At 47.7% G+C, this 15962-nt stretch carries 4 protein-coding genes; all 4 read left to right on the forward strand.

Going from position 1 to position 15962, the window contains the following annotated elements; translation table 11 throughout:
- On the forward strand, nucleotides 1-2591 hold a 2591-nt coding region (locus ABDW16_RS20355; protein WP_343672283.1), incomplete at its 5' end, for an amino acid adenylation domain-containing protein.
- On the forward strand, nucleotides 2578-7038 hold the full coding sequence (locus tag ABDW16_RS20360) for an SDR family NAD(P)-dependent oxidoreductase (RefSeq protein WP_343672284.1): 4461 nt from the start codon (nucleotides 2578-2580) through the stop codon (nucleotides 7036-7038). The genes ABDW16_RS20355 and ABDW16_RS20360, both read left to right, overlap by 14 nt.
- Nucleotides 7039-7064: 26 nt before the next feature.
- A complete protein-coding gene (locus ABDW16_RS20365) occupies nucleotides 7065-11552 on the forward strand; it encodes a MupA/Atu3671 family FMN-dependent luciferase-like monooxygenase (protein ID WP_343672285.1) in 4488 nt (1495 codons plus the stop codon).
- Nucleotides 11542-15945 (forward strand): SDR family NAD(P)-dependent oxidoreductase, encoded by a 4404-nt coding sequence (locus ABDW16_RS20370; protein WP_343672287.1) that lies wholly within the window; start codon nucleotides 11542-11544, stop codon nucleotides 15943-15945. The genes ABDW16_RS20365 and ABDW16_RS20370 overlap by 11 nt, the downstream gene beginning before the upstream one ends.
- The last annotated feature ends 17 nt before the right edge of the window (nucleotides 15946-15962 follow it).

Consider the following 15962-nt stretch of genomic DNA (forward strand, 5'->3'; position numbering starts at 1 on the left):
TGAGTGCCTTGCCAAAACAGGTAGTAGGGGATAAGGGAGTTTTTGCAGGCGGGAGTCTGGGATTTAGTTTACCATCCCCGTTACGATCAGGTCTTCGGGAATTATGCATGAGCCTGGGTATCACGGAGAATATCTTCCTGCAGACAGTCTGGGGCATCTTGTTGGGGAGTTATAGTGCTCAGGAGGAAGTGGTCTATGGCTCAGTCGTATCAGGCCGTCCTGCGGAGCTGGAAGGTGTAGAGGAGATGATAGGATTGTTCATCAACACGATCCCAGTGCGTATGCAGCTGGAAGGGGAGATGAGTGTGAAAGAGCTGTTATTGTCCGTACAACAATCCTTTATAACAGGCCTGCCTCATCATCATTTACATTTGTCAGAAATCCAGTCCCAGTCAACGTTAGGAAAGGGACTGTTCGATCATATCATTTTGTTTGAGAATTATCCTATACAGGAGCTGATAGCAGAAAGTGTACAATCCGGTGCAAAAGACCTTAGGATGGTATCTGCAAATGTATTCGGACAGAATAGCTTTGATTTTACCGTCACAGTGTTCCCGGCAGAAAAGTTCACTATCCGTTTTGACTACAATCGTAATGTATACGCGGATGAACAGGTAGAAAGTATCAGGGAAAATCTCATCCAGATCATTCAGCAAGCCATCGCTGAGGTTACAACAAAACTACAAGACATTCATTGTATAAACGAAGCAGAGCAGTATAAACTGTTAAACACCTTCAGCGGTATGTCTGCAATATCTCCGGCAACATATCTTACAGTAGAGGAGATGATAGTAGCACAGTCGATACGCCAGGCAGATCATCCTGCTATTCAATACAAGGATGTACGGCTATCTTACAGGGAGCTGGTAGACAAGGCTGACAGGCTGGCGGCTTATCTCATCAGCCATCATAAAGTAGACCCTGATCAGCGGATAGGTATACTCCTGGACCGCTCCCCAATGATGATCATCAGCATCCTTGGCATTTTGAGAGCCGGAGGCTGTTATGTGCCGATTGATCCAGGTTATCCCGCAGCACGACAGCGATATATTATGGAAGATGCGGGCATATCGGTTTTACTTACTCAGACAGATTATCTCTTTGGCCTGGATTTTTACCAGGGCGCCATCATTGCGCTGGATGTACAATTAGAAGAGATGAAGGAGGTACTGCCATTACATGTGGTTGCTCCGCAACACACGGCCTATGTGATCTATACCTCCGGTTCTACCGGTACACCCAAAGGATGCGTCATTACGCGGCATAGCCTCTCTGTCTATATCAGCTGGGCAAACAGCTATTATTTTAATGATGGTACGATCCCTAATTTTGGCTTATTCACCTCTCTTTCTTTTGACCTTACTGTCACCAGCATATTTTGTACCCTTACACAGGGCGGTACCCTAACCATATTCGAACAAAGTACAGACCTCAGCACCGTGCTGAAAGAAAGCTTTGAAGGAAGAATGGGCATCAACAGTATTAAGTTAACACCTTCTCATATCAGTTATCTGAAACAGCTCCAGCTTACATCTTCCACCCTGATGACAGCAATCGTGGGAGGAGAGCAGCTAAGTGGCTACCAGGTAGCTGCATTAAAAGATATTAATCCTTTCATCAGGGTATATAATGAATATGGCCCAACGGAAGCTACCGTAGGTTGCATTGTAACAGCACTGGAAGAAGGAGCGCCAATATTGATAGGAAAACCTATCACAGGAGCATTGGCCTATATCCTGACGAAGGATAATGAGCTGGTTCCGATAGGAGGGGTAGGGGAGATCTGTATAGGAGGTGAAGGCCTGGCTACAGGATACCTGAACAAAGAACAATTGACAAGTACAAAATTTGTCCGTGATCCTTTTAGACCAGGTAAAAAAATGTATCGTACCGGGGATCTTGGACGATGGTTACCCGACGGGAATATGATCTTTACTGGCCGTATGGATGAGCAGGTTAAGATCAATGGATACCGTATAGAGCCAGGTGAAATTGAAACAGCGCTGCTGGCCTGCCAGGGGGTAGACAATGCGGTGATTGCTGTGTGGGAAAGGGAAGATGGGGAAAAGGAATTGGCCGCATACGTGACTGGTGAGGAGCCTCTTACGACTACCGAGCTAAGGGCTTTCCTGGCAGCTCATTTGCCTTTCTACATGGTACCAGCCTGGTTTATCCAGCTCCAGGAAATCCCTGTGACCCCACACGGGAAGATAGACAAACGGAGACTTCCGGATCCTAAAGGAGTGTCGCATGCGCCGGACCCCTCTTATGCACCGCCCCGCAATGAGCTGGAGGAGCAGCTGGTGAACATCTGGCAGCAGGTACTTGAAAGAGATAAGATCGGTATCAATGACAATTTCTTTGATGTTGGAGGTAACTCTCTCCGTATTGTGAGGCTTTCTAACCTGGTCAGCAAATTGCTGGGCAGAGAAATTTCAGTCGCCATGCTTTTTGAGTATCCCAGTATTAAATCGCAGGCAGATCATCTCAGCAGTGAGCCTGCTACTGCTTTTGTACAGGAAGAGACTGATTCCGACGAGATAATAGGTACACTCAATAAATTTAATGCAGCCGAAGATGACTACCAGTGAGCAATATAACGGTCTCGAGATAGCCATCACCGGCATATCTGCGCAATTTCCACAAAGTGCTGACCACAGGGAGTTTTGGAAACACCTGGCGGCAGGAAGGGAGCTGCTTACTTTTTATAGCCGGGAAGAACAGCTTGCAATGGGCGTGCCGGAAAGCCTGTTGCAAAATGAGCAGTACGTGCCAACCGGCGGCGGAAGAGTACATGACAAGGACCATTTTGACCATATGTTCTTTGGTTATACGCCTGATGAAGCAGCCCTTATGGACCCACAGATCAGGTTATTCCATCAGCATTGCTGGCATGCATTGGAAGATGCAGGTTGTACAAGAGCTATTGAAAAGCGGAAGATAGGGCTCTTTGCCGGTGCTTCCGCCAATACTAACTGGAAGATATATACGCATTCCAAAGCAAAAAATGCTGCTGTGGATCCTTTGTATCTTTCAATGATCACCTCCCCCAACTTCATCGCTACTATCGTTGCGTATAAATTAAACCTGAGAGGTCCTGCAGTTTATGTAGACTCTGCCTGTTCTACCTCGCTCACTGCAGTGCATTTGGCCTGCCGTAGCCTGTTGACCAGGGAATGCGCCATTGCTTTGGCAGGTGCCGTGTCCATGCGTACAGAGATCAGGAAGGGATATCTTTTCCAGGAGGGAAAGATAAGCTCCAGCGATGGTCATTGCCGTGCATTTGACGCCGCAGCCAGCGGCACGGCCTCCGGTGAGGGAGCAGGTATTGTAGTACTGAAAAGATTAAGTGATGCCATCAGGGATAAGGACCATATTTATGCTGTGATCCGTGCGACGGCTGTTAATAATGACGGTAGCCATAAAGCTGGTTATACGACTCCAGGCGTCAGAGGGCAGGTAGATTGTATCACTACAGCCCAGAAGCTGGCAAATATTCCTCCTCAAAGTATCACTTATGTAGAGGCACATGGCACAGGCACCAGACTGGGCGATCCTGTGGAGATCAGAGCACTCAATGAAGCTTTTGGCGTAGGCGGAAAAGAAAAGTTCTGTGCGCTGGGAGCTGTAAAAACTAATATTGGGCACCTGGACACTGCGGCAGGTGTGGCAGGGCTGATCAAAACGTCCTTATGCTTAGCACATCGGCAGCTGCCGCCAAGTCTTCATTTCCAGACGCCCAACCCGGAAATTGATTTTGCTGCAGGGCCCTTTTATGTGAATACTTCCCTGCAACCCTGGAAGTCTCGTGGTCAATGGCCGCTCCGGGCCGGGGTAAGTTCTTTTGGTATAGGCGGAACAAATGCACATGCGGTAGTGGAAGAAGCGCCGCCTGTACCTGCAAGTGATGATGGCCGGCCGGCAAAGCTCATATGCTTATCTGCACGCACCGCTCGTTCGCTGGAGCGATATATAGAGAAACTATCTGCTTTCCTTTCAGAGAAAGAACAAATACAGCTGGCAGACCTCTGCTACACGTTACAAACGGGCAGGAATGCATTTGAATATCGTTTGTCAGCTACATTCCGTGACCATGGCCAGCTGAGAGAGCTGTTAGCAGGAGGAACAGAACACCTGCCAATAGCCAGGATACGGGAACAGCGCTCTACCATAGTATGGATGTTTCCCGGACAGGGAAGCCAGTATACCGGAATGGGAAAGGAGCTGTATATGTCAGAACCTGTGTTCCGTGCACAAATGGACGAAGGGTTTGCATTAATAGAAACCATTACAGGGGAATCTTATAAACCGATTTTATTTGAAGATGACACGTCCGGCAGGATCAGGAATACCTTTTATGCACAACCCCTGTTGTTCCTGGTAGAATATTCACTGGCCGTATTGCTCAGATCACTGGGCATACAGCCAGACTATATGATTGGCCATAGCATAGGAGAATATGTGGCTGCCTCCCTGAGTGGTGTTTTTAGTTTTGAGGATGCCCTGCGGCTCGTTATAAAACGTGGCCAGCTAATGAGCCTTGCGGAAACAGGGGCCATGTTAAGCGTGTCGCTATCTGAAGAGGAAATATGCATCTATCTCAATGACAAGGTGAATTTAGCAGCCATTAATGCACCCGGGCAGGTAGTGCTATCCGGGGATACTGTTTCCATCCATCATATCAAAACCCATCTCGAAGGAAAAGGTATTCCCTGTGTATTGCTGCATACTTCACATGCATTTCACTCCTGGATGGTAGCGCCTGTGATGGACCGTTTCAGGAAAGAGCTGGAACAGGTTACTTTCGGAAAGGTCAGCATTCCGTTCCTGTCCAATCTAACAGGAATGCCGGCAAATATAGCTGTTTGCTCAGCGGACTACTGGTTACAGCACATGCGCGAACCAGTGCGTTTTTTACAGGGGCTGGAAACGATCCTGTCCAGTGCATCGCATCCTGTATTCATTGAGGTCGGTGCCGGTCATTCTCTTATGAGCTTATTGCGACAAAGTGCATCTTCTGTAGCAGGCGTTCATCTTTTACGTAGTGCAAAGGAGCAGCCGGATGATGGCATGTGCTTTGCCGCCAGCCTGGGCAAATTATGGTGTTATGGTCTGCCCGTTGATTGGGATAGTTATTACCAGGGGCAGGAGCGATACAAAGTCTCATTACCAGGTTATGCCTTTGAGCCAGTCCGTTTCCCCACAGAAGTAGATCCTTTTGTTAGCGGTATTACAGGAGGATTGTTGGATGGTCTCCGCAGTACCACTCTAAAAGAATGGTTATATTATCCCGTATGGAAAAGGCAAAGGCCCCTAACTCCCGCTTCAGCAGCAACGTCACGATGCTGGTTGTTCTTTTCCTGCAATGCTGCCTTTTCGGACAGCCTGAGTGCCGCACTGCTACTGAAGGATGCGGACCAGGCCATCATAACAATATCAGCAGGGGATAGCTATATGCAGCTTTCTGCTACCAGTTATATTATCCATCCAGGTACCAGGGAACATTATGAATGCTTACTGGAATCCCTTTCTGCCCAGGATTATGTTGTTACTGACATTATATATAGCTGGGGAATGGATGCGGATAAGGCGCCTCTGCAGCAAAATTTTTTCGGATTGGTATACCTGGTACAGAGTATGCTTGGCCACAACCTTTTAAAAGATCGCAGGTTCTGCATCATTACTAATCAATTGCATCACGTAACAGGCACAGAGCATGGAGATGCCAGCCAGGCTCTCCTGCTGGGACTTGCGAATGTATTGCCCCAGGAATACCCTGTTGCCTGTGTGAATATCGATATCAGGCTGGATGAACCTGTAGAAAGACTAGCTGCAGCACTGATAGCTAATAATGGTACAGGTGACCGCATAATAGCCCTTCGTCATGGATACGCCTGGGTACAGGATTATGAAAAAAATCAGCAGGAAGTGACGATCCATGCTGATCCTATTACCCCGGGAGGGGTTTACCTGATCACCGGAGGTCTGGGCAATGCCGGGTATGTTCTTGCCAGCTACCTGCTGGAAAAGTATAATGCCTGTGTGATACTCATCGGCCGCCAGCCGGAAGCTTTACTAAAGGCTGAAAGCCGTAGACATTATGAGTCCCTGCTTCAGCGTAGTAAGAAAGTGGTTTACGTGGCGGCAGATATTGCAGATACCTTGTTGCTGGAACAAACAGTGTCTATGGCTGAAGAACAATACGGCCGCATCAATGGCGTGGTCCACACTGCCGGTATTACTGCAGAAGAATATTTTGAGCCGGTAGGAGAAATAACCCCTGATAAGGTGCTCGCGATGCTGCATCCTAAAGTAGGTGGTGTTCAAAGCCTGTATCAGGTGTTTGCCAAAAGGCGTCCGGATTTTGTATGGCTCAGCTCCAGCTTGTCTTCTGTACTGGGAGGACTTGGTTTTGGAGCTTATGCTGCCGCCAATCTTTATATGGACCATTTTGTACAGTCCATTGCAGCGATACACCCTTATTGGAAAGCCGTTTGCCTGGGAGGAATCGCATTCAGCAGAGAAGATATACAACGGGAAGACACCAGCCAGCGGCTACGCCTGAAGCCAGAAGAGCTTTGCCAGTTGTTCAACTGGAGTCTTACTGTAGAAGGAGGCCCTGTGATCATACAAACAGTGGGAGAGCTTTCTACACTGATCCATAAAGTGTATGCAATAAAAAAGACTGTTTATCTCGACGATGGGGTACAGGTAGAAGCGGGCATGCAAAAAACAGAGCGTCCCGGTTTATCCACTGTTTACCGGGTGCCCGCCACCCCAACAGAATTCAAACTGGTAGAGCTGTTCGAGCGCTTCTTTGGGATAGCGGGCATAGGCACCGCCGATAACTTTTTTGAACTGGGAGGTGATTCCCTGAAAGCGATGATGCTCCTGAAAAGGATCAATAACGAGCTGGATCTCCATCTCACTTTAACAGATTTCCTGACCAATACCAGCATCAATACCTTAGGTGGGAAGATCGATGAACTGCTGTGGTTGAGCAGGAAGGGGAAAATGGACAACGAAATAGTTATCTAACCTTACTATTATTTTACTTATATACCATGGAGCAATTACTAAAAAAATTAAGGGACCTGAACATCGTGATCTCCATTGAGGGCCGTGATCTGAAAATAGGGTTTAATGGTTCCGGTCTGCCAGCAGAACTGATCAGTGAGCTTAAAGAGAATAAGGAAAAGATCGTAAATTATTTATCCGGGATAGAAGCTGTAAACAGCGAAGAGATCCGTCCCCAATTATATCGGGAAAGCTACGCCCTTTCCTCATCACAGTCACGGGTATGGGTCCTGAGCCAGTTCGAAGGAGACAGCCATGCTTATAATATGCCGGGCGTGTACGTATTCGAAGGCCATTTGGATCCGGCCGCGCTTGAAGCTTCACTGAAGGCGCTGATGGCCCGTCATGAAATACTGCGTACGTATTTCAGGGATGATGCACTGGGGGAGATCAGGCAGTTTATCTACCCGGAAGAAGACAACCCCTTCGTATTGTCTGTAATGGATTTCAGGGGCTTGTCTGACAAAGAACAGGTATTGAAGGAGGAAGTACAAAAAGAGATCATCACACCATTTAACCTGTCTTCCAGGCCCCTGCTAAGGGCCCGTTTATTCAGGATGGAGGAACATAAATGGGTGTTCACTTATGTCATCCACCATATTGTCTGTGATGGCTGGTCCATGAACATCCTTTTCCAGGAGTTAGCTGTGTTTTATAACGCTGCTATCAGCAATAGTGCAGCTGATCTACGTCCGCTCCGAATTCATTATAAAGACTATGCTTTCTGGCAGAACCAACTACTGAGCGGCGCCACCCTGCAAGCGCATAGATCGTACTGGCAGGAAAAGTTCTCCGGAGAAATACCTGTATTATCGCTCCCCGGAGATCATCCACGACCTGCAGTAAAGAACCACCACGGTGATGCCACTGGCAGACGTATAAATGCCGCACTGGCAGAAGGACTAAAGAAAATTTGCAACCAACAGGAGGCTACTCTCTTTATGGGATTGCTGGCTGTAATCAATGTGCTGCTGTACAGATATACCGGACAGGAAGATATAATCATTGGTACTCCGGTAGCTGGCCGTGATCATATAGATCTTGAAGATCAGATAGGTCTTTACCTGAATACATTGCCCCTGCGTACCTGCTTTAACGGAACTCAAAGTTTTATAGCCTTGTTGGCAGTTGTAAAAGAAGTAACCATGAGCGCCTATGAGCACCAGGTATACCCTTTTGAAAAGCTGGTAGATGACCTGGCCCTGAAAAGGGATATGAGCAGAAGCCCGCTGTTCGATGTGATGATTATGTTGCAGAATACGGATGTAAAAGGTAACAGTCATAAACTGCAGTTTGGTGATGTGAAGGTAAGCGGGTATGTGCTAAGCGAGCACCAGGTTAGCAAGATGGACCTCACCTTCGACTTTGTGGAGCTTGAGGATGGACTGCAGGTAACTTTAGAATATAACAGCGATATCTATAATAAAGCAACAGCAGAACAGCTGATGCGTCACCTGGAGCAATTGCTGGAGGCGATCGTATTGCAACCCGCGTTGTCCATTTCCATGTTGGATTATATAGGCGATGCCGAAAAGAATATGCTGCTGGAAACATTTAACCAAACAACTGCATTGTTGCCGGCAGGTGAGACCATCTGCTCATTAATTGAGGAACAGGTACAAAAAACGCCTCAGGCAATTGCGCTGGTAGTAAATGATAAAAGTTATACTTATAGTGCCCTGTATGAAAAGGTGAGCCAGGTATCCGCTTACCTTCGCCGTACTTTCGATGTAAAAGCCAATGACCTCATAGGTATTCAGCTGGAACGTGATGAATGGATGGTGTTTTCCATGCTGGGCATTCTTGGCAGCGGGGCGGGGTATGTGCCCATTGATCCTGCCTATCCACAGGAGCGAATTTCCTATATACTGAAAGATAGTAATTGTATCGGCGTAATAGACACGGAAGCACTGGGAAAAATGAAAGCCGCAATAGATGAAAATGACAGTGTGGCCCGGCCGCTTACTGTGCAGCCACATGATATTGCTTATTGCATCTATACCTCCGGTACTACGGGAATGCCTAAAGGTTGTTTGCTCACACATAGCAATGTGGTGAACTTCTTCTATGGTATGGACCAGGTGTTTACAAAAACCCCAGGCACCCTGCTATCCCTTACAAATAATACCTTCGATATTTCCGTACTGGAGCTTATCTGGACCCTTACCAAGGGTTACAAAGTGGTTCTGCAACAGGAAATTACAGATATTGTCAGTCGCCCCCGGAAAGCGCTGCGTCCTCTTGATTTCAGCCTGTTCTATTTTGGGAACGCTGATACAGGCCGGCATGATGAGAAATATAAATTATTGTTGGATGGTGCCAGGTATGCTGATGAAAACGGGTATGCTGCTATCTGGACGCCAGAGCGCCATTTTCATGAATTTGGCGGCTTATATCCCAACCCTGCAATACTTGGGGCTGCACTGGCGGCCATTACCAGCAAGGTAAGCATCCGGGCAGGAAGTGTGGTAGTACCATTGCATCATCCGCTGCGCATTGCAGAGGAATGGTCTGTGGTAGATAACCTTTCCGGTGGTCGGGTGGGTATTGCCTGCGCCTCTGGATGGCACGCAAGAGATTTTGTGCTTTCTCCTGCCAGCTATGCAAACCGCCATGCGGTTATGTATGAGCATATACGAATGGTACAGGGCCTGTGGAAAGGCGATACCATTGCCTTTGAAGATGGCACCGGGCATCAGAAAGCAACCGCTGTGTTTCCACGTCCTATTCAGCAGGAGCTGCCAATATGGATTACTTCCGCGAATAGTATTGATACCTTTATCACAGCCGGCAAAATGGGTGCTGGCGTATTGACCCACTTATTAGGGGAAACGGTTGAGGGGCTGGCCGTAAAGATCAATGCCTACAGGAAAGCTTTTGCTGAAAGCGGCCATGATGCCACCAAACAAAAAGTAGCCCTCATGCTTCATGCCTTTGTAGGGGAAGATGAGGCCAGTACTTATGAAAGCGCCCGCCAGCCGTTTATGAATTATCTGCGTACCTCCGCCGGCCTGATGAAAAACTTCGCAGCAGATCTGAACATGAATATTGATGCAGAGAATTTCTCAGAAGAGGATATGCAAAGCCTTTTAGAGCATGCATATAGTAGGTATGTATCTTCTGCAAGCCTGATCGGCAGCAGAGAAAATTGTTTTAAAATGCTGGAAAAGCTTTCAGATATCGGTGTGGATGAGATAGCTTGTCTTATTGATTTTGGTGTGCCTTACCAGGAGGCCATGCAAAGCCTTGAAAATATCACTGCTTTAAAAAGTACTTACGCCAAAGCTTTGCAGGAGAGGGAAATGGAAGATTATGCTGTACATACCCAGCTATTGGCACACCAGGTTTCTCATTTGCAGGTCACTCCTTCAATGGCTATGTTGTTAAGATCAGAGACTGGCCCGCTCCGGTCCCTGAAAAAGCTGCTGCTGGGCGGTGAAAGGGTTCATCTATCCCTGGTGAAGGATCTCTATGCAGAATTGCCTGATACCAGCATTTACAATATGTACGGTCCGACAGAAACTACCATATGGTCTGCCACCTGTTTGATTGACCGGCATACAGAAAAGATACTGATTGGAAAGCCCATTTTGAATACACAGATCTATATCCTTGATGCACATATGCAACTGCTTCCTATGGGGGCAGAAGGAGAAATTTGTATAGGGGGAAGGGGAGTGGCTGCTGGTTATATCAACAAGCCAGCGCTTTCTGCACAAAGATTTGTGCCAGATCCTTTCAGGCCGGGAGAACGGTTGTACAGGACGGGGGATTTCGGTAGATGGCTGCCGGATGGGAATATAGAATACCTGGGTCGCAGAGATGACCAGGTTAAGTTACATGGTCATCGTATTGAGCTGAAGGAGATTGAGGCTGCCCTGCTACATGATACACGTATCGATGACGCGGTAGTGCTGGTAAAGGAATCTCCCGCCGGAGAAAAGACACTGGTGGCATGGTTTGTAGCCAAAACGCAGCTTACATCCCAGCAGATCAGGGAAGCACTTGCCAATAAGCTGCCGGGATATATGCTGCCGCAGCAATGTATCCAGTTATCCTCCCTGCCTTTGACCTTTAACGGGAAGATAGACAGGAAGCAATTGTTACAGTCAGACATTACGCCTGTTAAGCCTATACAAGCATTGACGATGGCAGAAAATGAGGTAGAGACGAAACTACTGGAGATATGGGAGCTGGTGTTGGAAAGACAGGATATTGGTACTACAGATAACTTTTTTGATCTGGGTGGCAGCTCTATAAAAATAGTCAGGATGGTGATGTTGTGTAACAGGGAATTTGACAGGAAGCTCACCGTAGCAATGGCATTCAGGTTTACCAATATCCGTGCGTTGGCTGCCTATCTCTATACGGGCCATCAGCATCTTTCCGCTGAATCGGAACAGGAGCTGGACAAGGCAGTGGATATTATGGAAGATACATTCACGCTATTAAATGAAAATGCCCATGAAAGCTGATCCTAAATATTCAGGGCTGGAGATTGCTATTACCGGAATGACCTGCGTTGTGCCTGGCGCAACTGACTGGCGGGCGTTCTGGGATAACCTGGTAAAGGAAAAAGAAGGTATCAGTTTCTACTCCAGAGCAGAGTTGGAAGCACTGGAATTCGAGGAGAAAACAATTGTTGATCCGCGTTATGTGCCTGCCAGAGGGGATCTTAGGGATAAGGATCTTTTCGATGCGGCTTTTTTTGACTATACGCCTCTTGAAGCATCCCTTATGAACCCTGCTAACAGGGTTTTTCACCAAATGGTGTGGACAGCCCTGGAAGACGCAGGATATAATCCTGACAACATTAAAGGGCCCATTGGCCTTTACGCAGGAGCAGGGGATGATTCTAACTGGATTCTGTACGCAAGGCTTAAAAATCAACAAAAGGAGCTGGACGATTTTAGCCTGAATAATATCGCCAACAAAGACTTTCTCGCTACGCTTGTTTCTTATAAATTAAATTTGAAGGGGCCTGCTGTGTCAGTAAACACCACTTGTTCAACTTCACTCGTGGCCATTCATCAGGCCTGTAAAAGCCTGCTGTTGGGAGAGGCAGAGATTGCCCTGGCAGGAGGTCTTACCATACGATCAGAACCTCAGCTTGGATACTTTTACTCAGAGGGGCTGATCTTCTCTGCAGATGGGCATTGCCGGGCCTTTGACAAAGACGCCAGTGGTACGGTAGCAACTGAGGGCGCCGGTATTGTAGTCTTAAAAAGGTTAAGTAAGGCTATTGAGGATAAAGATCATATTTACGCCATCATAAAGGGAGGAGCAGTCAATAACGATGGGAACAGGAAAGTAGGGTTCATGGCCTCCAGTGTGGAAGGGCAATTCGATTGTATCCGCAAGGCACACCGATTCGCAAAGGTAGCTCCCGAAAGTATTTCCTATGTAGAAGCACATGGTACAGGTACAAGACTGGGAGACCCTATTGAAGTGGAAGCGCTGAACATTGCGTTCAATAATAATAAAGCGCACCGTTGTGCGCTAGGCAGCGTAAAAACAAATATTGGCCACCTGGATATAGCGGCGGGGGTAGCAGGATTGATAAAAGCAGCACTCTGCCTGAAATACCGGCAACTACCTGCCAGCCTGCATTTCAAACAGGCTAACCCGGAAGTGGATTTTGAGAATGGGCCTTTTTATATAAATACCCGCCTGAAATCATGGGAATCTGCAGACGCTGGGCCATTGAGGGCCGGGGTAAGCTCTTTTGGGATCGGGGGCACCAATGCCCACCTGGTACTGGAAGAAGCGCCGGCTTCGGAGAGCGGGGCAGAACGCAGCTATAAACTGATGAGCATTTCCGCCCGCAGCCGCCAGTCGGTGATACGGTACCTGGAAAAAATGAAACACTTTATTGCAGGCCCGGAGAAAGTAAGCGGATCTGATATGTGCTATACCCTGCACACAGGCCGTAAAGCATTCCCATATCGTTTGTCCGTCGCATTCAGGGACAACGATGAGCTAAAATCCCTGTTAGAAAATCCTGAGCTTCAGTCAGGGATTACAAAAGCATCCGGTCATTCTCCAGCTATCGTATTCATGTTTCCAGGGCAAGGGTCACAATATGCCGGCATGGGTAAACAGCTTTATGCCGAAAATGCCGTATTCAGGGCACAGATGGATAAAGGCTTTGCACTGTTACAACAGTGGACCGGAGCCGCTTTCAAAGGCTTCCTTTTTGATGCTGCACTTATCAATAATACCCGGTATGCCCAACCGCTGTTATTCCTATTCGAATATTCGCTGGCCATGATGCTGCAAAGCTTTGGCCTCACTGCCCAATATATGATCGGTCATAGTATAGGCGAGTATGTGGCTGCATGTATCAGTGGTGTGTTCAGCTTCGAGGAGGGGCTCAGGCTGGTGATGCAAAGAGGCAGCTTAATGAGCATGGCTGAAAAAGGTATTATGCTCAGCATCCCTTTGGCAAAGGAGGAGGTGCTCCCATATCTGAATGAGCAGGTCTCGCTTGCAGCCGTAAATGGCCCTTCGCAGGTAGTATTATCCGGAAGTATGGCAGTCATGGAAGCATTAAAGGAAAGGCTGCACGCAGAAGATGTTCCATTTGTACAGTTACATACTTCCCATGCTTTCCATTCTTATATGCTTGACCCGATACGTACCGATTTTTGTAAAGCATTGGAGCAGATCAGGTTCAGCAAACCCGCCATCCCCTTTGTCTCTAACCTGAGCGGCAAGCTCACAGGCGAGCAGGAAGTACTGGACATCAGCTACTGGTGGCGCCATACACGGGAAACGGTGCAGTTCTCCAATGGCATTGCCACCTTGCTAAAACAAAAAGAGGACCTTATATTCATAGAAGTAGGCGCAGGCCATTCCTTATTGAGTCTCCTGCGCCAGCAGCAGCCGGGCGTGAAAGGTCTGAGCCTCTTACCTGGCGCAAAGGAAAATGTCGAAGATAACCTGCATTTTACAGCAGGCCTGGGCCAATTATGGGCTTATGGCGTCAATATTAACTGGGAGCTTTATTACCAGGGAGAAACCAGGTATAAAGTATCCCTGCCTACCTATTCCTTTGAGCCGGTTCGTTATCCCACTGAGGTCAATCCATTTGCGGCTGGCGTTCCTGATGCGCTACTGGGGCTTAAAGGAACATCTGAGCTGAAGGACTGGCTTTTCTATACTTCCTGGAAAAGGGTCTTTGCAGGTCCTGCAATACCACGTGCCAAAGATGGGAAAAGAGTATGGTTATTGCTGTCATTTGATGCGCAGAGCTCAATAAAGATAAAAGCAGCGTTGATAGCGCAGGACCCTGACTGTGTGGTCATTGAGGTGGTTCACGGAGCGGAGTATGACCAATTGTTGCAGGAGCTGGCCCGGGAAAAATTGTTTGTTACAGATCTTATTTATGGCTGGGGTATTCAAACCACCCGGCATCAATATATGCAGCAATTCTGGGGCCTGGTGTACCTGGTACAATCTCTTCGCTCCAATAATATGCTGAAAGAGTTGCGGATCGCTGTGCTCACTGACCGGTTGTACCAGATCACGGGGAAAGAAGCCGGGAATTATCAGCAATCCCTGTTATTGGGATTGGTCAATGTGCTGCCCCAGGAATATTCTGTCACTTGTTTCAATATTGATCTTTCGCTGGAGGAGGATCTGGATAGCACTATGCCCCTGCTGGTCAGGGAACTGATATGCAATAGCGGGCGCAAAGACAGAATAACCGGCCTGAGGAATGGCCATCGCTGGATCAGAGAGTTTGAGAAAAACAGTGTTTTGACTACGGACGATCCCCTTCGCCAGGAAGGTGTATATCTTATCACGGGCGGTTTGGGAAATGTAGGATATATCCTAAGCCGTTTCCTGCTGGAAAATTACAATGCAAAGATCGTCCTGACCGGAAGAAGTGATGAAAATGCACTCAAAGAGCAGGCCAGGCAGCGTTATAAAGAATTAAAGGCTGTCAGCGGAAATGTTTGTTATTATAAAGTGAATGTAGCGGATGCATCCATGCTGGAACAGGTAGTGGCTACTGTGGAAGAGCAATGGGGCAGGATATCTGGCGTTATCCATACTGCGGGTATCATTACAGACGAGTATTTTGAGTTGGTGGAAGATATGACACCGGCAAAGGTACAGGCACTGTTTGAGCCGAAAGTGCAAGGTGTACAGCACCTGCATGAAGTGTTTAAAAAGCGGGCGCCGGATTTTGTCTGGCTTAGTTCCAGTTTGTCGTCCGTATTAGGAGGCCTGGGCTTTGGCGCATATGCCGCTGCCAACCTGTTCATGGACCATTTTGTATTATCACTTCCTGCCGGGCCCACCCGTTGGCGCTCCGTCAACCTGGCGGGTATGGCATTTACAGCCGGGGACATCGCGAAGGAAAGTGGCAGGAACCGCTTCCTTTTAAAACCTGAAGAGCTTTGCCGCCTGTTCGTATGGAGCCTTGGCATACAGGAAAGCCCCGTCATCATTCAAACAGTAGAGGACCTTGCAGCACGCCATCACGGAGTATATGAGGTGAGAAAAACAGCTTACCTGGATGAAGATGACCCCGAAACCGAGCTTTCCCAAAAAACAGAAAGACCTGGATTATCCACTGCATACACCCAGCCGGAGAACGAAATGGAGCAACGGATGGTGCACTTGTTTGAGCGCTTTTTTGGCATTGCTGGCATAGGCACCGGAGACAGCTTCTTTGAGCTGGGGGGCGATTCCCTGAAAGCAATGATGATGGTAAAACGGATCAAGAATGAATTTGATATCAATTTGTCGTTGACCGATTTTTTCAATCATGACAAGCCCGGATTATGCGCAGGGCTGGTAGAGCGGTTGAAACCCACAACAGATGTACCCCAGAGAACTTCCCGAATTATTATTTGATGCTCCCATACATAACC

The sequence above is a fragment of the Chitinophaga sp. genome (assembly GCF_039596135.1).
Lineage (GTDB): Bacteria > Bacteroidota > Bacteroidia > Chitinophagales > Chitinophagaceae > Chitinophaga.